An 18,248-nucleotide genomic window follows, 5' to 3' on the forward strand; every position below is an offset into this window, starting at 1 on the left:
TTAACAGGGCTTCTTCTCTTCGTGACATTCACATCCATGCAGTCTTATATCTCTTCGTTTTTTTGCCTCTTTAAAGCGTCTAATTTCATCATCTGTTTTTGGTGCTAGTGGAGGAACAGGTACTGGTTTACCGTGTTCATCGACGGCAACCATTGTAAAAAAGCAGCTGTTTGTATGGGTTGCAATTCCTTTTTGGATATTTTCAGCGATAACTTTAATGCCCACTTCCATAGAAGTACGCCCTGTATAATTTACACTTGCTAAAAACGTCACTAATGTTCCTACAGGAATGGATTGTTTAAAAATAACCTGATCTACGGACATTGTTACAACATAATGTCCACAATAACGTGATGCACACGCATACGCCACTTGATCGAGAAGTTTTAACAAATCTCCTCCGTGAACATTTCCTGAAAAGTTTGCTTTATCGGGTGTCATTAAAACTGACATACTTAAAATATGTTTTTCAAAAGGTGTGGATAACATCTAATTTCTTTCCTTCTTAATCATTTCATAGGCCTCATTAATCTCCTGAAGCTTTGTGGTTGCTGCATCAATAATACTTTGATCTTTTCCCTGCCCCATAAGAATATCAGGATGATACTCTTTAACAAGAGCGCGATACTTCTTCTTAATGCTTTCCATATCCTCATTTTCATCTGCACCTAAAATGGCATAGGCATTTTTGATTCCCATTTGAGTTTGTGTTGCTTTATTAGCGTAAAATTGTTCAAAAGCAGAGATCAATCTTTCAAAATCAGCTCGCTTAATCTCTAAAGCATTGGCAATATCCTCAGTAATCATAAACTCCGTTTGAGAAAACTCATTGTCAATAAAAGCAAGATTGAGCAGATACTCCATCACTTTAAGGCGTTTGGTATAGTCATTTTTAGTAAGTTTGAGATATTTTTGTGAAACAACCAATGTATTATCAAAGCTTTGCATCTCTTGTTGATAAATTGCTTTTAGTTCATCACGCACGGCATCGCTGTTTTCAAAGACACGTGCAATATCCGTAAAAGTATGCTTTAAGAGTTCAGCTTCTAGTTCACACACTCTGCCATCCGCTTTTGCCACTTTTGCCATAAGTGAAACCAAAAGCCCCGCTTCATGTTCACGTAAATCACCTTTTAATGTCTGTTTTACATCGACATTAATATGCTGGTACGCTTCTGTTTGATAGTTTTTTGTAAGCAGATAAAAGACAACAATAACAACTGCAATAATGACATAGGTCATTTTTTCACCTTTAATTCTAAAGTTCAAATTGGGAAAATATGTTACAATCATTACACTAAAAAACAAGACTTCTTTTACAACTCTTTGCATATGTGAGCGTTTAAGGTTTGGTAAAAAGCAAGAAGATGTGACAAAGGACTAGCCAAAGCTAATTCAAGGAGCATCGACACAGCTTTTTAGCAAAATTTAAACGCCCAAAGGGAAGCATGCTCTAAAGACTATCTTTAACCAATGATTTTTTCGCCTTAGCTTTGGCTAGGGCTTCAAAAATTCTTGGCTAAATCTAGCATCATTTCATGCTTCTCACACTGTAAAGAGCTGTAAAAGAAGTCTAAAGGACAATTTGTATGTTTAATTTTGATGAGATCGTCGATAGAACCAAAACTCCCTGTGAAAAATGGAATAAATATAAAGGAGCGGATGTTATCCCTGCATGGGTAGCTGATATGGATTTTAAATCACCTCCATGTGTTATAGAGGCATTGCAACAAAGAGTTGCTGAGGGTGTTTTTGGCTATACCGACATCGATAATGAAACGTATGATGCCATCATTGCTTTTCTTAAACACCATTATCAATGGGAAATTAAAAAAGAGTGGCTTGTCTTTACACATGGTGTTGTAAGTAGCATGAATATTGCATGCTTAACGATAGAAGGACAAAGCGTTATGACCACAACGCCTATTTATCCGCATTTTATTAAAGCTCCTCGTCATGCCAATAAAGAAGTATTAGCGGTTCGTATGAAAGAAGAAAATAATCGCTGGGTTTTGGATTTTGAAGCCATGGAAAGAGCTATCAAACCTACGTGTTCACTCTTTATGCTGTGCAATCCCTACAACCCTGCAGGAACTGTTTTTACAAAAGCTGAGCTAGAACAATTGGGTGCATTTTGTCTGAAACACAACCTAACGATTTGTTCTGATGAAATTCATGCTGATTTATTGTTAAATTCATCAGCAAAACATATCCCTATCGTTTCATTAAGTGCTGATTTAGAACAAAAAAGCATTACGCTCATGGCTCCTAGTAAAACCTTTAATATTGCAGGACTTCAAGCCTCATTTGCTGTAATTCCTAATGCTGAACTTCGTAAAAATTTCAAAAGAGTTATGGGAAGTATGGTCGGAGGTATCAATCTTTTGGGCATTACGGCACTTAAAGCAGCCTACTTAGAGGGCGATGCATGGCTAAGTGAGTTACGTCTCTACTTAGCAGAGAATCTTAAAATGGTACAAGCTTTTGTAGCGCGCAATCCAAAGTTAAAACTTCTAGATCAAGAGGCTACATTTTTAGCATGGATCGATGCGTCAGCTCTTGGGGTAGAAAGCCCTTATGAATTTTTCTTGAACTACGGTGTAGGTCTGAGTGATGGGGAACCTTTTGGCGACAAAAATTTTGTACGATTAAACTTTGGAACACAAAAAAGTGTTTTAGAAACCATCTTAAATCGCATGCAAAAGGCAGTGGACAGCGTATGTTAAAACAATTACTCTTTGGGCTTTTAACCGCCCTTAGTCTTTATGGCGGAACACACATTGTGGTTTTGGGAGATCCTCATCTCCCAGGAAAACATCCTCAAATGAAAGAGGAAGTTTTAGAGCATATCAATGAATGGAAAGACGTTGACATGGTTGTGGCTATGGGTGATCTCTGTTCTAAAACAGGCACTGTTGAGGAATATACTTATATAAAAACCTATTTTGCAAAATTAAAAAAGTCTCTTTCTGTCATTACAGGCAATCATGATTTTATCTACATGGACGAATTAGACAGCAATGACAAGCTTCAACACGCTTCAAAAGAAATTCAAGAGGCAAAACTAAAACGCTTTCAAACAACATTTAATTTGCCAAAACTTTACTACAGTATGGTTAAAGAGTCCTATCTGCTTCTTTTTCTCTCAGCAGACGATCCCAACCATCTTGCAGAACTCTCAAAGGAACAGTTGGCTTGGCTTGAGCAAGAGCTTCAATCACACCCTAAAATGCCAACAATTGTCTTTTTTCATGCACCTCTTGATAATACCTTAGAGACGTATAACCGTTGGGTCAATACTCCTAATTTTGTTGCTCAACCTAAAAAGAAAATTCACGAACTTCTCCAAGCAAACCCACAACTTTTTTTATGGGTGAGTGGACATACACATACTTCTGCGAAAGAAGCAAGTTTTGCCTCAAAAGTCAATCAGTATGAACATGTCACCAACATCCACAACAGTGACATGAATAAAGATATTATTTGGACAAATTCGTTGTTTTTAGAGGAAAATTTTGTTAGCATAAAAACATACGATCATAGCAAACAAGAGTGGATTGATACGCTTGATCGTCATATTGCTGTACCAAAATTTTAGGTAAAAATAGCTAATATGCCGCACATTTTTATGAGGATATGAATGAGACTGTACCTATTTGCCTTATGCACATGCTTGTTTTTATTGAGCGGTTGTGCTCAAAAAGAGTTTACACAAAATGCTCCTGAAGTACCACAAGCGAAGGATGATACTCCAAAACGTCAAGAAATCATCAAAAATGCAATGAAACATCAAGGTAAAAAAGATGGAGGCGATTGTTCAGGCTTTGTCACACTTGTCAATCAAGAAAGCACTCAGCCCTACTTTACAACTGCTGAGCTGAACGGCTATTTTGAAGATGCAAGACGCTCTTTAGCCATCTATAACCTCCTTGATGACCAAAATCGTCTTTATCAAGAAAAACCTAAAGTTGGGGACTTAATCTTTTTTGCAAATACCGTAAAACGATACGCAAAAGCAAAAAAGAGTATTGACAATATCACTCATATTGGTATCATTACTAAAATTGATCCTGATGATACGGTCTATTTTATTCACCACACAAAAGGAAAAAATTTGATTAGCCAAATGAATCTTAACTATCCGACTGTTGCAATGTATGATAATAAAGTGGTCAACTCCTATATGGAAAAATGCCCTAAAAATGAAGGACATCAATGTTTAGCACCTGCCTATTTCAGTGCCTATGGAAAAATTAAATGAGAATTATTTCACTTAGTTTAGCAGCGTTATTATTATGTGGTTGTGCACCAAAAAGTGTCGAAGTTTCTCCTGCCGTTGCTGGGATGCAACAAGAGCATCTAGAACCTAAAATGTATCTTGAAGAGAGACCAACAAAAGAATTTGCACTTAAAAAAGAGCGTGAAAGTTTTGACTTACGTCCAGTTCCTGAACTCTCCAAACGTGAAGCCATTGTTGAAAATGCCATGATGTATCTAGGTAAACGTGATGGAGGCGATTGTTCAGGCTTTGTCAATCTTGTCAATTTCAAATCAGGACTTCCTTTTTATGACAATAAAGAGTTAAGCCAAAGTTATGACAATGCTCGCAAATCGCGTGCTATGTTCAATCTTATGAACAAAAAAGGCAATGCGTTTGAAGCAAGACTCCCTAACATAGGAGACCTTGTCTTTTTTGAAAATACGGAAAGACGCCCTGCTGTAAAACCGCAAAAAACAAAAGGTGGAAAAGAGAAGGCACCTGCAAAGCAGCCTGTGGTCAATGTAACTGAAAACATAACACACGTTGGTATTGTTACAAAAGTAGAGCCTGATGGAACCGTTGAATTTATCCACCATTCAAATGGAAAGAATATCTTAGATTATATGAACTTTAATTTCCCAATGCTCACTCATAAAGATGGCAAAAAAATCAACACCTATATGAAACGCTGCCCTTCTAAAGGTGGTGCTGCTCAGCCACAGTGTATGAATATCGCTTTCTTTGTAGCATATGGAACGTTTTAAAACCTTACATGTAAGGTTTTAAAACATCTTTCTATAACGCCTTAATCCACAAAGCCACTTCTTCCATACTCTCATTCACTGTTCCCATATGGTCTGCATTAACAATTGAATAATGACTTTTAGATGTTTTAGGTAGTGCATCAAAAATTTCCATACCGTTTTTTCAGTCAGTGGATCTTGTTTTCCGACTACATATAAAACAGGTGTATTTTGAGGTAATTGTTTAGCTCTTAATGACATGGCACTTAACCCATCAGGTGAGAAAAAGCTGTAATAAACATCTGCACGCATCTGCCTTGTAAATTGTTTGCCAACGTTAAGATCAGCAAAAGATGCTGTTTCAGAACCTTTCCCCTCATCTATCATTGATTTAGCTAAATCAACACTTGATTTATAAGGAGCAATTGTTTTATCGGGATTATGTCCTGGTGCTAATAATACTAAAGCATCAACGGGATGAAAACTCGCATACGCTAAAGCAACGTTAGAGCCCATACTATGTCCAATAACAACGATCTGCTTCACACCTTTAGCTTTAAGCTCTTTGACACAGTCATCAACTTCTTGTAAGGATGCTTCGTACGTTTTATCAATATACCGATTTTTTGACCATGGCATATCTTTAGCAAGAACAACAAAACCAGCTCGTTCAAAATAACTTTGAAAACTATCCCATGACTTTGATGCTGTTCCTGTTTTGCCATGAAGGAGTAAAACACCTGTCGTTTTGGGTTCAAAAGCAAACAAAGATACACTCAAACACATCATTAAAAAGAACAACTTACGCATTTTTATCTCTCCGTTATACATTTATATCCACTATAACGAAAGAATTTTGAAAAAAATCTATAAAAAAAGAAGTAGCTAAGAGGTGCGCTTGCACCTCTTTAAAGATGGTGTATATTTCGAGGAAAACTAGACTTTTATACTTAATAAGTTTTAATAGCAGGAGCGACAAATCCGAGCATTTTATGAATTAATTGCTCATAGTTATCATCAACATAAAAGACATTTCGTGAGCGTTCTTGCAGAAATTTCTCACGTACCATATGATCAAACAACTCAATGAGTTTATTGTAATAACCATTGATATTTAGAACGCCACAAGGCTTTTGCAATATTCCAATTTGATTCCATGTAAAGACTTCAAAAAATTCTTCCAACGTCCCTGGACCTCCGGGTAAAGCGATAAATCCATCGGCTAATTCCATCATTTTTGCTTTGCGTTCATGCATTGTTTCAACACGAATAAGTTGCGTTAATCCTTTGTGTGCAATTTCTCTTTGCTCTAATAGTGTAGGGATAACACCTATAACCTCTCCGCCTTCAGAAAGTATTGTATCTGCGATTGTGCCCATAATACCAACACTTGCGCCACCATAAATCAATGTAATATTATTTTTGGCTAAGAACTTTCCGAGCGCTATAGCCTGCTCTTTATAAATTTCATGTGCTCCTAGACTTGAGCCACAATAAACTGCAATACGTTTCATCAAAATCCTTTAAACATAAAATACAAGCAACCATAGTATTCTTTTCAGAATTAATAACTAACAAAAAAATTGAAGTGATTTAAAAAATGAAGAAGAGGTGCTTTCACACCTCTTGAAGATCAATTAGATATCTTGCTCAATGACTTCAGCAAAACGGTTGAAGTAACGCTCACAAATGGCTTCTACTGATTTTGAAACATCATTACATGTGAAGTTTGCTCCACCAACTGTACCAATTTTTGCAACATTTAAACCAATAGTCTTTGCCATTGCTTCAAAGCCAGCTTCGTCATTCACTTCAACGATAGCACGAGAGAAACTCTCTGCAAAAATATCTTTGGCATCATTAAGCGCAATCTTTGCTGTAACACCTTTTTTGCTTTTTGCTGCCATTTTAGCAAGTGCAATAGCGATACCACCAACATTGACATCTTTAGCAGCATTGAGGAAGCCTTTTTTATTTGCTTCAATGACAAGTTCCCATAATTTCAACTCTTTATCATAATCAAGAGGAGCAAGTGTACCTTCAACTTTGCCAAACAACTCTTTCATATACAAGCTTCCGCCAAAATCACTATTGGTATCGCCGATGAGATAAAGGCTAGCACCCTCTTTTTGGAAACTAGATGGAAGCGTTTTGTTTGCATCATCGTTTAGTCCTACCATAACAATCGCAGGCGTTGGGAAAACACCAATACCATTGGTTTCATTGTAAAGCGATACGTTACCACTAACAACTGGTGTGTTTAGTTTTGCACATGCCTCTTTGATGCCGTAACATCCCTGTGCAAACTGCCACATAACTTCTGGATTTTCAGGATTACCGTAGTTTAGACAGTCTGTAATAGCAAGAGGTCTAGCACCACTCATTGCAACGTTTCTTCCACTTTCCGCAACAGCTGCTGCTGCGCCCATTTTAGGGTCGATGTAGTTATAACGTGGGTTACAGTCACTACTCATAGAAAGTGCTTTACCATTCTCTTTAATACGAATAACGCTTGCATCTAGGCTACCAGGTGCTTTAATCGTATTGGTTTGAACGGTTGAATCATATTGGTCAAAAATCCATGATTTATCGCTGACTTCTACAGAATTTAACAGGGTATCAAACGCTTTTTGGTTATCTACTTTTGCAAAATCATTAATCGTTGTGTTTTTAATAGAAGCTAAGTAAGCTGGCTCTTGTGTTGGTCTGTCATAAATTGGTGCTTGCTCACTCACTGGTTGTACTGGCATATCGGCTACTTTCTCACCATGCCAGAAGAGCTCCATATGACCTGTATTGGTTACTTCACCGATGATTTCAGCGTTTAGATCCCATTTTCTAAAGATCTCAACCACTTTATCTTCATACCCTTTTTTAGCACAGATAAGCATTCTCTCTTGAGATTCTGAAAGCATAAACTCAAATGGTTGCATGCCCTCTTCACGTGCTGGAACTTTATCTAGGTGCATAATCATACCGCTGCCACTACGTCCTGCCATCTCAAATGAACTTGATGTAAGACCCGCAGCACCCATGTCTTGAATACCCACGATATAGTCTGTTTTAAAGAGCTCTAAACACGCTTCAAGTAAAAGTTTCTCTGCAAATGGATCACCAACTTGAACCGTTGGACGAAGGCTTTTATTCGCTTCTGTAAAGCTATCGCTTGCCATAACCGCACCACCAAGACCATCACGACCTGTTTTTGAACCAACATAAACAACAGGGTTACCGATACCCTCAGCACGTCCGTAGAAAATTTCATCGCTTTTTGCAAGACCAAGGGTAAACGCATTAACCAGAATGTTTCCGTTGTAGCTCTCATCAAAGAATGTCTCACCACCGATGGTTGGAACACCCATACAGTTACCATAACCACCAATGCCCGCAACAACACCGCGCACAAGGTAGCGTTGGTGATGTGAAGTATCGTCATTATTTGTAACATTACCAAAACGAAGAGAGTTCATGTTCGCAACGGGGCGAGCACCCATAGTAAAGACGTCTCTTAAAATTCCACCCACACCTGTTGCTGCTCCTTGATAAGGTTCAATAAAGCTTGGATGGTTGTGAGATTCCATTTTAAAGACAGCAGCCATGCCGTCACCTACATCGATGACACCCGCATTTTCACCTGGTCCTTGAATAACCCATGGTGCTTTCGTTGGAAAACCATTGAGGTATTTTTTGCTAGACTTGTAAGAGCAGTGCTCACTCCACATGGATGAGAAGATACCGATCTCTAGCATATTAGGCTCACGTCCTAAAATGTTCAAAATATTTTCATATTCGTCTTTTGTCAACTTATGTTTTTTTAACACTGCGTCTAAATTTTCCATGGATTGTTGCCCTATGTGATGTAATTAAAATGGGCTTATTGTACAAAAAAGGAGCTAAAAGTTAGTTTTGACGAAACGTTTCCTCCAAAACTTCGCAGCTAAGAGGCTTTGCAAAGAGGTAGCCTTGCATACTATCACATCCATTTTGAATAAGAAATCTTTTTTGTTCTTCTGTCTCAACCCCTTCAGCGAGCACTTCTAATTCAAGTGTTTTGCCTAGAGCTATAATCGCTTTTGAAATTGCTTGATCGTCACTATCATAAGGCAAATCTTTGATAAAAGAGCGATCAATTTTGAGTTTATGTAATGGTAGTTGTTTGAGATAACTCATAGATGAATAGCCTGTTCCAAAATCATCAATTGAAATTTTATAACCAATGTTCTCTAACTTTTGTAGCGTTTTCGAAACATGTTCAGGATTACTCATAAAACAACTTTCTGTCACTTCTAACTCAATTCTTTGAGCATTGATGCCTACTTCTTGACGTATAACTTCTATTTTTTCAACAAACTCTTCTTCTTCGATTTGAACATTAGAGATATTAATGGCCATAATTCCATCAAAGAAAGCATGTTCATCCCAATATTTCATTTTTTGCAATGCTTTTTTAAAGACAAGCAGACCAAGAGGTATAATGAGGCGAGTCTCTTCAGCTCTTGGTATAAAATGGTTAGGTAAAACCAACCCATCGATAGGATGTTGCCATCTTACTAAAGCTTCTAAGCCTACCATTTTGTTATTATGAAGATTGATTTGAGGCTGGTAATAAATTACAAATTCATCATTTTCAATGGCACGTTTAAGTTCATTATCAAGTTTTGAGATATTTAAAAGCTGTTCTGTCATAGATGCCGTATAGAAAACATAACTTTTTTGTAGGTTATTTTTAGCTTCATACATTGCTGTATCAGCGTTTTTGAAGAGTGTTTCAAAACTACTTCCATCTCTTGGCGAACATGTTACACCCATGCTAGCATTGACTTTAAATTGTTCATCTCCTATCTCAATTGGCACTTCTAAGCTCGCAATCAATTTTTTACATAAAAGTTCAACCTCTAAATTTTCACGTGTTAAGATAACAAACTCATCTCCACCTACACGTGCAATAAAATCAGATTCATGCAATACAGACTTCAAACGCTCAGCAACGACTTGGATAACTTTATCGCCAGTGGTGTGTCCATACATATCATTGATGGTTTTAAAACGATCCAAATCTAAAAATAAAAAGCAAAGTTCTGGCTCTTCAATCAAACGTTTTTCGAGTTCTTGTTTTAAATACACACGATTAGGTAACTTTGTTAAAGGATCATTGAGTGCTAAAAAAAGCATCTCTTTTTGTGCATTCTTACGACTACTGATATCACGATGTGTCCCCGCCAATCTTAATGGCTCACCCGTGTTTTCATCGCGTTCAACCACAGCACCTGAGCCTTCAATCCATACCCAATGGCTATCCGCATGACGCATACGAAACTCTATCACATAGGGTAAATTATTTTTAATAGTATATTCAACTGCTTTTTGTGCAATCATCCTATCTTCTGGATGAATTCGCTCTGACCAATCTGTATCCAATTGCTCGATATCTTTACGTTTTAAGCCTAAAAAAGAGAGCCATGTATCATTAACAATATGCTTATGATTGACATAGTCCCAGTCCCAATATCCAAGATTTGCCCCTTGTATAACGTACTCTAGACGTTGTTCATGTTCCTTCAGTTTTTTTTGCATCGATACGATTTGGAAAATTTTTGCTTTAATAAGCCCGTAAAGAAGTAAGGAAGTAATAACAACAAAGAAAAAACCTTTATAGGTTGAAAGCGTTGCAAATACAGTTACATTATCAACAAAATATTCAACTGCATGATCGGAAAAGAAAATCCACAACGTTGCGAAAAGCGCATAAATTAGAACTATTCGCCATGGACTCACACTAATACGACGCATCACTAAGCTCCCACTTTTGAGTTTTCAGTTGTATTATACTGTACGTTCGTGACATTTATATTATTTTGATAAAAATTCAGATAAAATCCAACCTTAATTTAACTTAGAGGCGGTACCTTTTATGTTTGGTATGGGAATAGGAGAAATCCTTGTTATCGCAATTATTGCAATTATATTTTTAGGGCCAGAAAAGCTTCCTGAAGCTATGGTCAAAGGTGCAAAATTTTTCAAATCATTTAAAAACAGCATCAATGACGTCAAAAGTAGCTTTGAGCAAGAGATGAAAATTCAAGAGCTTAAAGAAGAAGCACTTACGTATAAGAAAAAGTTGGATGAAGCTACTAGTAGCGCTCGTAAAGTGATTACATTTGATGAACTCGAAGAAATCAAGAAAACAACGCAAGGTGTTAATGACTCTTTAAAAGAGTTGGAGAACAGTGTAAAAGAGAGTGCATCTCTTGAAGCACCAAAACCTGTAACAACACCAGAGACAATTCAAGTGCAAGCTGTTGAAAAACCAAAAGAGACAAAAAAAGAGGAAAATGTATAATGTTTGATGAGTTAAAACCCCATTTAGCAGAACTTCGCAAAAGACTTTCTATTTCCTTAATCGTTATTCTTGTGATGTTTCTTATGTGTTTTGCCTTTTGGCAACCCATTTTAGCATGGATGATTGCACCACTTAAGGCAGTTTTACCAGAAGGTAGTAATGTCATTTTCACAGGCGTACAAGAGCCTTTCTTCACCGCAATGAAAGTTGCTTTTTTTGCAGGATTTATTCTTTCTTTACCTGTTATTTTTTGGCAATTTTGGCTTTTTGTAGCTCCAGGTTTATACGAGAACGAGAAAAAATTAGTTATTCCGTTTGTCTCTGCTGCCACGATGATGTTCCTTATGGGTGCATCTTTTTGTTACTATGTTGTTGTACCACTTGCTTTTGGCTTTTTGGTTGCATTTGGTAGTGCCCTTTTTACAGCACTTCCTAGCATTGGCGAATATGTTGGCTTTTTTACAAAATTCCTCGTTGGATTTGGCCTCTCTTTTGAAATGCCAGTTGTCATCTTTTTCTTTGCTAAATTAGGACTTGTTGATGACAAAGGGCTCAAAGATTTTTTCCGTTATGCCATTGTTATTATCTTTACACTTTCAGGTATTTTAACGCCTCCAGATATTCTTTCACAATTTTTAATGGCAGTACCTTTACTTATCCTTTATGGGATTTCTATCTTGGTAGCAAAAACCGTTAATCCTTATATCCCACCAGTGGAAGATGAAGAAACGACTGAAACAAAGAGTGAGGAATAAACAATAGACCCGCTTTTAAAATCAACCTACGACTATGTACTTCCACCAGAACTGATCGCCACTCATCCCATAGAACCTAGGGATGAGGCGAGACTTTTGGTGTATGATCGTAAAACTAATACGATTACCCACACTCTCTTTAAAAATCTTTTCGATTTTTTACCTAAAGACATTGGTGTTTTGCTTAATAATACTAAAGTCGTAAAAGCACGTATTTTTGGTAAAAAAGAGAGCGGTGGAGAGATAGAAGTTCTTCTTAATGCTCCACTTCAAGAGAATTTGTATTCTGTTTATATACGAGGGAAAGTTAAACAAGGAACACTCCTCTTTTTTGATGAAAATTTACAAGCAGAAGTGATGGAACTCAAAGTTGATGGCACGCGTGTTGTTGCTTTTAGCCAAGAGGGAAAAGCACTGCATACTAAAGCCCTTTTTGATGTGTTAGAGAACATTGGGCATATTCCACTTCCTCCATACATTAAACGCGAAGATACGAATGATGATAGCGTAGATTACCAAACCGTCTTTGCTAAAGAACAAGGCGCAGTTGCAGCCCCAACGGCTTCATTGCATTTTACTGATGCTATGTTTGAAGAACTTAAAAAGCGCTATGAAACACACTTTTTAACCCTTCATGTAGGAGCAGGAACATTTAAACCTGTCGAAGCTGAACACATTAATGATCATGTCATGCATTCAGAAATTTATGCCATTCCAGAACAAACATGTACGCTGATAGAGAGTAGTAAACATATTTTGGCAGTGGGGACAACTGTAACCCGAACAGTCGAATATTTTGCTCGAACAAAAGAGCCTCTTGGGAAATGCGATCTCTTTTTGCATCCTCACAATCTACCTATACGAGTCAATCATCTCTTGACCAATTTTCATCTTCCAAAATCAACGTTGATCATGTTAGTGGCATCATTTGTAGGGATTGAAAAAACGCTAGAACTTTATGAAGAAGCCGTCAAAGAGAAGTATCGTTTCTTCTCTTACGGCGATGCAATGTTAATTATTTAATTTAGTCTTACAACACTCACAATATCACACTACAGTTGTTGCAAAATTTATTTTGCAACAATGTACTTAAGCTTTCATATCCAGTAAAGACCCTAGCATTTGATCTTGTGTTTGAATAGGCTTGGTATTGGCTTCAAAAGCTGTTTCAAGAGCTATTTGATCTGTCATTTCTGTTGCTAAATCTGTACCTTGTTCTGTTTTACTGCTTTGTGCAACAACTGTATTACCTTGATTTTCAATGGTTGTTTGTGTTGCGTTGTACTTTTCAGTATTTACATTTGCGACATTATTTGCACTATTATTCATCCAATTGGACATAGCCGTCAAGGCATTAGCATTAATTTGCATGATAGCTCCTTTCTCATATTTGCGAACTATACTCTACTTCGCTTGAAAAAGATATAAAGAATTTTTTTACTCTATTTTATAAGGGTTTTGAGGGTTTCATTCATGGCAGTAATGGTTTTTTGATTTGTATCTTTATGAAAAGCAAAGTAGAGATCACTCTCTTTGAGCACATACACAACTTCATAGTCTAATGCATTGCACCCCATCTCTTTTAAGAGTGAAAATGCACCTTCAACACTAAAAGCAATCGCATCAATGCGATTTTCTTTTAGTTTTTTGAATTGTGATGAAACATTAGCAAAACGATCTAACTCATCGGTACGAAAACCAAGCGATAAAAGTGCTTTTTCAGATGCTGTATCAGGTATGGTTCCAATTTTATAACGATGCAGAATGGTAGGTGATGAAACATTCAGTTGTGTGCTTTTCTTCGCAATAATGGCTAACGTCATTTTTCCAATCGGTCCAACCCACTGAAAAAGGGCTTCTCGCTCAGGTGATCGCGCCATACTATACAACATCGTATTTTTCTCATTTAATACTTCATGATAAGCTCTTGCCCAAGGTAAAAGTTGTATCGTATTTTCTGATACTTGATGTCCACATTGTGAAAAAAGTGTTTCAACAAGAGTCGTAGAAATACCCGATACTTTACCTTCATCTATATAGTTATAAGGAGGATTTTGTTCTGTGTAAACTTTAAAAACATCTGCCCATACACTAAAAACAAACAATGTTATAAGCAGAAAATATTTCACTGACTATTCCTTGAACGTTGTAAGGACTTCCACGTGTAAATAAACATATCAAAATTTTCTAGCAAAATATCGGTAATCACAGGATCAAATTGCGATCCTTTCATCATCACAAAATAGTCTCTGACAACCTTTTCTTCCCATGGCTCTTTATAAACCCGTTTATCTAATAACGAGTCAAAAACATCCGATACTGCACAAATTCGACCAACCAAAGAGATCTCATCTCCTTTTTTGCCATACGGATATCCTTCGCCATCCCAACGCTCATGATGTTCTAAAGCAATCATCGCAGCTAAGCGCATAAGTTCAAATTCAGAGTCAATGAGCATTTCATAACCCATGAGAGAGTGTTGTTTCATTACTTTCCACTCTTCATCGTTCAATTTTGCAGGTTTATTAAGAATATCATCACTAATGCCCACTTTGCCGATATCATGCAAAACTGACGCCATTTTAATTTTTTCACATTCGGCTTCATCTTTACCTAAAAACTTGCAAAATAGATAACAAAACTCAGCAACACGCCTTAAATGTTGTCCTGTTTCTTTGGATTTCAACTCAGCAATCGAAGCAGAAAGATAGGTCATTTCATGATTTAATTTACGAATCTCTTCCGTTTGACTATCCACCTGAGCTTGCAAATTGGATTGAAGTTGAAACAATGAGACATGTGTCCTTACCCTTGCCTTCAAAAGGGCAGCATGGAAAGGTTTAGAGATAAAATCGACAGCTCCTAAATTAAAACCTATCTCTTCATAGTCACTTCCATCGTTAGCGGTTAGAAAAATAACAGGAATATGACGTACTTTTTCTATTTGTTTGAGTCTGCGACATACTTCGTATCCTGTCATAAGAGGCATATTAATATCGAGCAAAATAAGATCTGGCTGGACTGTTTCAGCTAAAAGAATCCCTTTTTTTCCCTCTTTAGCAGCATAAACTTCGTATTCACTCAAAATAGAGCTAAGCATTTCGATATACTCAGGAGTATCATCGATTACTAAAATTTTAGCCATTCTTCATATCCTCACTTAAACGCTCGACATTCTCTAAAGCTGTATCAAAATCAAAATTTTTACAAGCAAGCAAAAGTGTTTTAAATGCTTCATGATCACGAAGTGCTTCGTGTGAGGCTAGTTGTTCTAAAAGAACATTAATTTTTGAAACATTGGAAAATTCTAGAGCAGCTTTAAGTTCTTGCAAAATGTCATTTTTTAGTGGTTCAGTTGCATTATCTTTCTCTGTCGCTACGGCAGTATTGAGTTGTGCATGCTCATCTTTGAGTACGTTTAAAAGTGCATCATATTCACTTTGAATAGCGGACAATGGAAGCTCTTGAAATGTTTGGTGTTCTTTTAAAAACTGCTCTAAATCGCTTAAATACTGCTCTAAACGTAAAAGACCGATGGTTCCACTTAACCCTTTGACCGTATGTACGTAATCAATCAAAAGTGTTAACTCTTTTTTCTCAATCAACTCTTTTAGTTTTTGAGGCATTTGCAAATACGTTTCATAGAAACTACTAAAGAGTTTTTGCCATAATGCCGTATTGCCACCCAATTTTTTAATCGCCTCTTTTTTACCAAAAGAAGATTTTGTACGTTTTTTTGCAGTAGCGTGTTGCTTTGGAGCAATAGTAAGACTCACATGCAAGACTTCTAAAAGCGTACCATAGAAATCTTCTACCTCAAAAGGTTTGCCAATATGTGCATCCATGCCTGCTGCTAAACATTTTTCAATATCTTGGATCATAACATTGGCAGTCATAGCAACAATAGGCGTTAAAATATTGAGCTCTTTTCGGATAATACGTGTTGCTTCATAACCATCCATCAATGGCATTTGCACATCCATCAAAATAAGATCAAATGGATGTACCTGCTCCTGAATGATTTCAACGGCTTCTAGTCCATTACGTGCAATTTCAATTTTCGCATGAGTCTCTTTTAGCAGATAGATTGCAACTTCGAGGTTAATGTCATTATCTTCAACCACCAAAATACGCTTAGAAGAAAGATCAATTTTAGAAGGGTCAAAGAGTGGTGTTTGTGCACTAAGGGAACATAAAGAGACTAATTCATCATAAAGCATTGAAGGGTTGATTGGTTTTTTGAGTAACGATTTAATGCCTGTTGCAAAAATGCGGCTCTTAAGTTCAGCATCATCATTAGAAGCAATCATTAAAAAAGGTGGCAATACATCTTGAGAGGCTTGTTGAAGAAGTTGCATATAAAAATCAACGCCATTCACTCCCTTAGCAAGTTCATAATCAAGAATTGCCATATGGTAAGGTTTTGTTGCATCCTTTATTTTACTGACAATAGCTTCATTGCTTTTATGAACAGTAACGAAGAAACCAAAAGATTTTATGAACTCACAAAGTGTGTCACTGACTTTCTTTTGATCTTCAATCAAAAGAATCCGTAGAGGCTCATAAGCGTTTGCACTGTTCTCATGTTGAATGTCTAAGCCTTTTACAATAGGAAGAGTTACCGCTAGACTAAAAAGGCTCCCTCTACCCTCCTCACTCTCTAGACTAATCGTTCCTTTCATCATTGAAGCCAGTTGTGTACAGATAAAAAGACCAAGCCCAGTGCCACCATGTTTGCGTGTGATGGATGCGTCAAGTTGTCCAAAAGCTTTAAAAAGAAGTGATTGTTTCTCTTTTGGAATGCCCATGCCGCTATCTCTAACATTGAACGTTAGGGTTGAAGTCTGTTCTTCTTCATGAATCTCTTCTACAACGCTTAAAATAACAGCGCCCTCTTTGGTAAATTTAATCGCATTACTTAAAAAGTTGTTGACAATTTGCATAATCTTGCAAGGATCACCCTTAAAAAAGCGATTTGTTTCTACAAAATCACATTGAAATTCTATACCCTTTTCTTTCGCGAGCACCGAAAAAATCGAACAACTTTTTTTAAGTTCTTTGTGTAAATCAAAAGCGATAGTTTCGATCTCCATCTTACCCGCTTCAATTTTTGAAAAATCCAAAATATCATTGATAATACGAAGTAGCACAGAAGAAGCTTCTTTGATTTTTCCTACATAATTGGATTGAGTACTATTCATCGCTGTTTTACTCAGCAAATGAGACATACCCATAATCGCATTCATTGGAGTTCGAATTTCATGGCTCATATTGGCTAAAAATTCTGACTTATAACGGCTTGTATCTTCCAGTTCTTTCGTGCGTAATTTTACCTTCTCATCTAGAAGCTCATTTTCGTGTTTGAGTGCTTCAAAAAAGCCTTTAAGTTTAATACGCGTTTTCTCTAAAGCCAAACCAAGCGTACCAATTTCATCGTTTTCATCCCAATGAAAAGGCTCATCCAATTTTTGCTGTGCCAAGAGATTTGAATGCCCCACCAAACGCCTAATAGGACGAATGATTTTGTAATAGTAAATCCATGAGATTACAAGGACTAAAAAGAGCACTTGAAAAAAGAGCATCGTTCCAAAAAGAGTCAAATCCGACATGACTGAATCCATCAGATCTTGACGTTTAAAACCCATCTCTAATGAACCCACAACTACATTATCTTTTTCTAATGTTCTATGCAAAAAGAGTGTGTCATCGTTATTCGCTTTTCTCTCTTTATTTTCCCAACCTAAAAAAAGTTTATCGTCACTGTCTTTCACATAGACAAATTGTACATTAGGGTCTAAAAGAAGTTGATCGAGCATCTTTTGCCCAAGTTCTGGGTAAAAATTCCATAAGGATTCTACAAAAATAGCAGAAGAGAGGTTAAATTTTTTAGTATTGAGCGTTGTAAAAGCTTCTTGCTTGTTTTTATAGGTGCTATTGACATACGTTAGCATTAAAAGAGGCAAAGGCAGCAATAATGAAATAATAATCATCACCGCCAATGCTTGCAGTAAAGATACGCGATATAACATTGCTCTAATCATTTTCTAGGACTCTTTCTAAAGCTATTTTAACGGGCAACCCACCATAAAGGCATTGAAGCTTATAGACCCTATTAGGAAGCAATAAACTAAGTTAAAATAAACTATAAC

Annotated in this window: 17 protein-coding genes; 7 read left to right on the forward strand and 10 right to left on the reverse strand. The window is 36.8% G+C overall.

The genetic code is table 11. The annotated features are described in order from the left end of the window. Together UCH001_RS07975 and UCH001_RS07980 are read right to left on the reverse strand one after the other, a co-directional pair. Entirely contained in the window at positions 1-489 is a 489-nt protein-coding gene (locus UCH001_RS07975; RefSeq protein WP_067176646.1) for an acyl-CoA thioesterase, read from the reverse strand. Continuing rightward, on the reverse strand, positions 490-1,242 hold the full coding sequence (locus UCH001_RS07980; protein WP_067176649.1) for a TerB family tellurite resistance protein: 753 nt from the start codon (positions 1,240-1,242) through the stop codon (positions 490-492). Positions 1,243-1,589: 347 nt separating this feature from the next. On the opposite strand from UCH001_RS07980, the gene UCH001_RS07985 reads away from it, so the two are divergent. From UCH001_RS07985 to UCH001_RS08000, 4 genes are read left to right on the forward strand one after another with little or no spacing between them, the layout of a single operon-like run. After that, on the forward strand, positions 1,590-2,726 hold the full coding sequence (locus tag UCH001_RS07985) for a MalY/PatB family protein (protein WP_067176653.1): 1,137 nt from the start codon (positions 1,590-1,592) through the stop codon (positions 2,724-2,726). Then, positions 2,720-3,598 carry a metallophosphoesterase gene (locus UCH001_RS07990; protein ID WP_067176655.1) on the forward strand — a complete coding sequence of 293 codons (879 nt, stop codon included), beginning with the start codon at positions 2,720-2,722 and terminating at the stop codon, positions 3,596-3,598. The genes UCH001_RS07985 and UCH001_RS07990 overlap by 7 nt, the downstream gene beginning before the upstream one ends. Before the next feature lie 42 nt (positions 3,599-3,640). Next, the gene (locus tag UCH001_RS07995) at positions 3,641-4,261 is read left to right on the forward strand and encodes a CHAP domain-containing protein (RefSeq protein WP_067176658.1); all 621 of its coding nucleotides are present in this window, start codon (positions 3,641-3,643) and stop codon (positions 4,259-4,261) included. After that, the gene (locus UCH001_RS08000; RefSeq protein WP_067176661.1) at positions 4,258-5,025 is read left to right on the forward strand and encodes a hypothetical protein; all 768 of its coding nucleotides are present in this window, start codon (positions 4,258-4,260) and stop codon (positions 5,023-5,025) included. The genes UCH001_RS07995 and UCH001_RS08000 overlap by 4 nt, the downstream gene beginning before the upstream one ends. 75 nt (positions 5,026-5,100) lie before the next feature. On the opposite strand, the gene UCH001_RS08005 is transcribed toward UCH001_RS08000, so the two are convergent. The 4 genes from UCH001_RS08005 to UCH001_RS08020 form a co-directional block, all read right to left on the reverse strand. Beyond that, positions 5,101-5,814 (reverse strand): alpha/beta hydrolase, encoded by a 714-nt coding sequence (locus UCH001_RS08005; protein WP_067176665.1) that lies wholly within the window; start codon positions 5,812-5,814, stop codon positions 5,101-5,103. Positions 5,815-5,954: 140 nt separating this feature from the next. After that, complete coding sequence (locus UCH001_RS08010; RefSeq protein ID WP_067176668.1) at positions 5,955-6,518, reverse strand: TIGR00730 family Rossman fold protein; 564 nt, start codon at positions 6,516-6,518, stop codon at positions 5,955-5,957. A 123-nt stretch (positions 6,519-6,641) separates the two neighbouring features. Further along, on the reverse strand, positions 6,642-8,843 hold the full coding sequence (gene purL, locus UCH001_RS08015; RefSeq protein WP_067176672.1) for a phosphoribosylformylglycinamidine synthase subunit PurL: 2,202 nt from the start codon (positions 8,841-8,843) through the stop codon (positions 6,642-6,644). A 61-nt stretch (positions 8,844-8,904) separates the two neighbouring features. Continuing rightward, positions 8,905-10,794, reverse strand: coding sequence for a bifunctional diguanylate cyclase/phosphodiesterase (locus UCH001_RS08020; RefSeq protein WP_067178499.1), 1,890 nt, complete (start codon positions 10,792-10,794; stop codon positions 8,905-8,907). A 121-nt stretch (positions 10,795-10,915) separates the two neighbouring features. On the opposite strand from UCH001_RS08020, the gene tatB reads away from it, so the two are divergent. Genes tatB through queA form a run of 3 tightly spaced genes read left to right on the forward strand, consistent with a single transcriptional unit; the run spans position 10,916 to position 13,122 of the window. Further along, complete coding sequence (gene tatB / locus UCH001_RS08025; protein WP_067176674.1) at positions 10,916-11,344, forward strand: Sec-independent protein translocase protein TatB; 429 nt, start codon at positions 10,916-10,918, stop codon at positions 11,342-11,344. After that, positions 11,344-12,099 (forward strand): twin-arginine translocase subunit TatC, encoded by a 756-nt coding sequence (tatC, locus tag UCH001_RS08030; RefSeq protein WP_067176677.1) that lies wholly within the window; start codon positions 11,344-11,346, stop codon positions 12,097-12,099. Before tatB ends, tatC begins: the two co-directional genes overlap by 1 nt. A 3-nt stretch (positions 12,100-12,102) precedes the next feature. After that, positions 12,103-13,122, forward strand: a complete 1,020-nt coding sequence (gene queA, locus UCH001_RS08035) for a tRNA preQ1(34) S-adenosylmethionine ribosyltransferase-isomerase QueA (RefSeq protein ID WP_067176680.1) — start codon at positions 12,103-12,105, stop codon at positions 13,120-13,122. Between the two features lie 66 nt (positions 13,123-13,188). Here queA and UCH001_RS08040 read toward each other — a convergent pair whose 3' ends face one another. From UCH001_RS08040 to UCH001_RS08055, 4 genes are all read right to left on the reverse strand, one after another. After that, the gene (locus UCH001_RS08040; RefSeq protein ID WP_067176684.1) at positions 13,189-13,470 is read right to left on the reverse strand and encodes a flagellar basal body rod C-terminal domain-containing protein; all 282 of its coding nucleotides are present in this window, start codon (positions 13,468-13,470) and stop codon (positions 13,189-13,191) included. A gap of 71 nt (positions 13,471-13,541) precedes the next feature. Then, complete coding sequence (locus UCH001_RS08045; RefSeq protein WP_067176686.1) at positions 13,542-14,228, reverse strand: ABC transporter substrate-binding protein; 687 nt, start codon at positions 14,226-14,228, stop codon at positions 13,542-13,544. Continuing rightward, complete coding sequence (locus tag UCH001_RS08050; RefSeq protein WP_067176689.1) at positions 14,225-15,244, reverse strand: HD-GYP domain-containing protein; 1,020 nt, start codon at positions 15,242-15,244, stop codon at positions 14,225-14,227. Before UCH001_RS08050 ends, UCH001_RS08045 begins: the two co-directional genes overlap by 4 nt. Beyond that, entirely contained in the window at positions 15,237-18,140 is a 2,904-nt protein-coding gene (locus UCH001_RS08055; RefSeq protein WP_067176692.1) for a hybrid sensor histidine kinase/response regulator, read from the reverse strand. Before UCH001_RS08055 ends, UCH001_RS08050 begins: the two co-directional genes overlap by 8 nt. Between the last annotated feature and the right edge of the window lie 108 nt (positions 18,141-18,248).

The organism is Sulfurospirillum sp. UCH001 (genome assembly GCF_001548035.1).
GTDB lineage: Bacteria > Campylobacterota > Campylobacteria > Campylobacterales > Sulfurospirillaceae > Sulfurospirillum.

Excerpts from the sequence above, each read along its gene's own strand:
- tatB (WP_067176674.1), top strand. The coding sequence starts at position 10,916 with ATGTTTGGTATGGGAATAGGAGAAATCCTTGTTATCGCAATTATTGCA.
- UCH001_RS08040 (WP_067176684.1), bottom strand. The coding sequence starts at position 13,470 with ATGCAAATTAATGCTAATGCCTTGACGGCTATGTCCAATTGGATGAAT.
- UCH001_RS08005 (WP_067176665.1), bottom strand. The coding sequence starts at position 5,814 with ATGCGTAAGTTGTTCTTTTTAATGATGTGTTTGAGTGTATCTTTGTTT.
- UCH001_RS07980 (WP_067176649.1), bottom strand. The coding sequence starts at position 1,242 with ATGACCTATGTCATTATTGCAGTTGTTATTGTTGTCTTTTATCTGCTT.
- UCH001_RS08050 (WP_067176689.1), bottom strand. The coding sequence starts at position 15,244 with ATGGCTAAAATTTTAGTAATCGATGATACTCCTGAGTATATCGAAATG.
- UCH001_RS08020 (WP_067178499.1), bottom strand. The coding sequence starts at position 10,794 with ATGCGTCGTATTAGTGTGAGTCCATGGCGAATAGTTCTAATTTATGCG.
- UCH001_RS08010 (WP_067176668.1), bottom strand. The coding sequence starts at position 6,518 with ATGAAACGTATTGCAGTTTATTGTGGCTCAAGTCTAGGAGCACATGAA.
- UCH001_RS08055 (WP_067176692.1), bottom strand. The coding sequence starts at position 18,140 with ATGATTAGAGCAATGTTATATCGCGTATCTTTACTGCAAGCATTGGCG.
- purL (WP_067176672.1), bottom strand. The coding sequence starts at position 8,843 with ATGGAAAATTTAGACGCAGTGTTAAAAAAACATAAGTTGACAAAAGAC.
- tatC (WP_067176677.1), top strand. The coding sequence starts at position 11,344 with ATGTTTGATGAGTTAAAACCCCATTTAGCAGAACTTCGCAAAAGACTT.
- UCH001_RS07995 (WP_067176658.1), top strand. The coding sequence starts at position 3,641 with ATGAGACTGTACCTATTTGCCTTATGCACATGCTTGTTTTTATTGAGC.
- UCH001_RS07975 (WP_067176646.1), bottom strand. The coding sequence starts at position 489 with ATGTTATCCACACCTTTTGAAAAACATATTTTAAGTATGTCAGTTTTA.
- UCH001_RS08000 (WP_067176661.1), top strand. The coding sequence starts at position 4,258 with ATGAGAATTATTTCACTTAGTTTAGCAGCGTTATTATTATGTGGTTGT.
- UCH001_RS07990 (WP_067176655.1), top strand. The coding sequence starts at position 2,720 with ATGTTAAAACAATTACTCTTTGGGCTTTTAACCGCCCTTAGTCTTTAT.
- UCH001_RS07985 (WP_067176653.1), top strand. The coding sequence starts at position 1,590 with ATGTTTAATTTTGATGAGATCGTCGATAGAACCAAAACTCCCTGTGAA.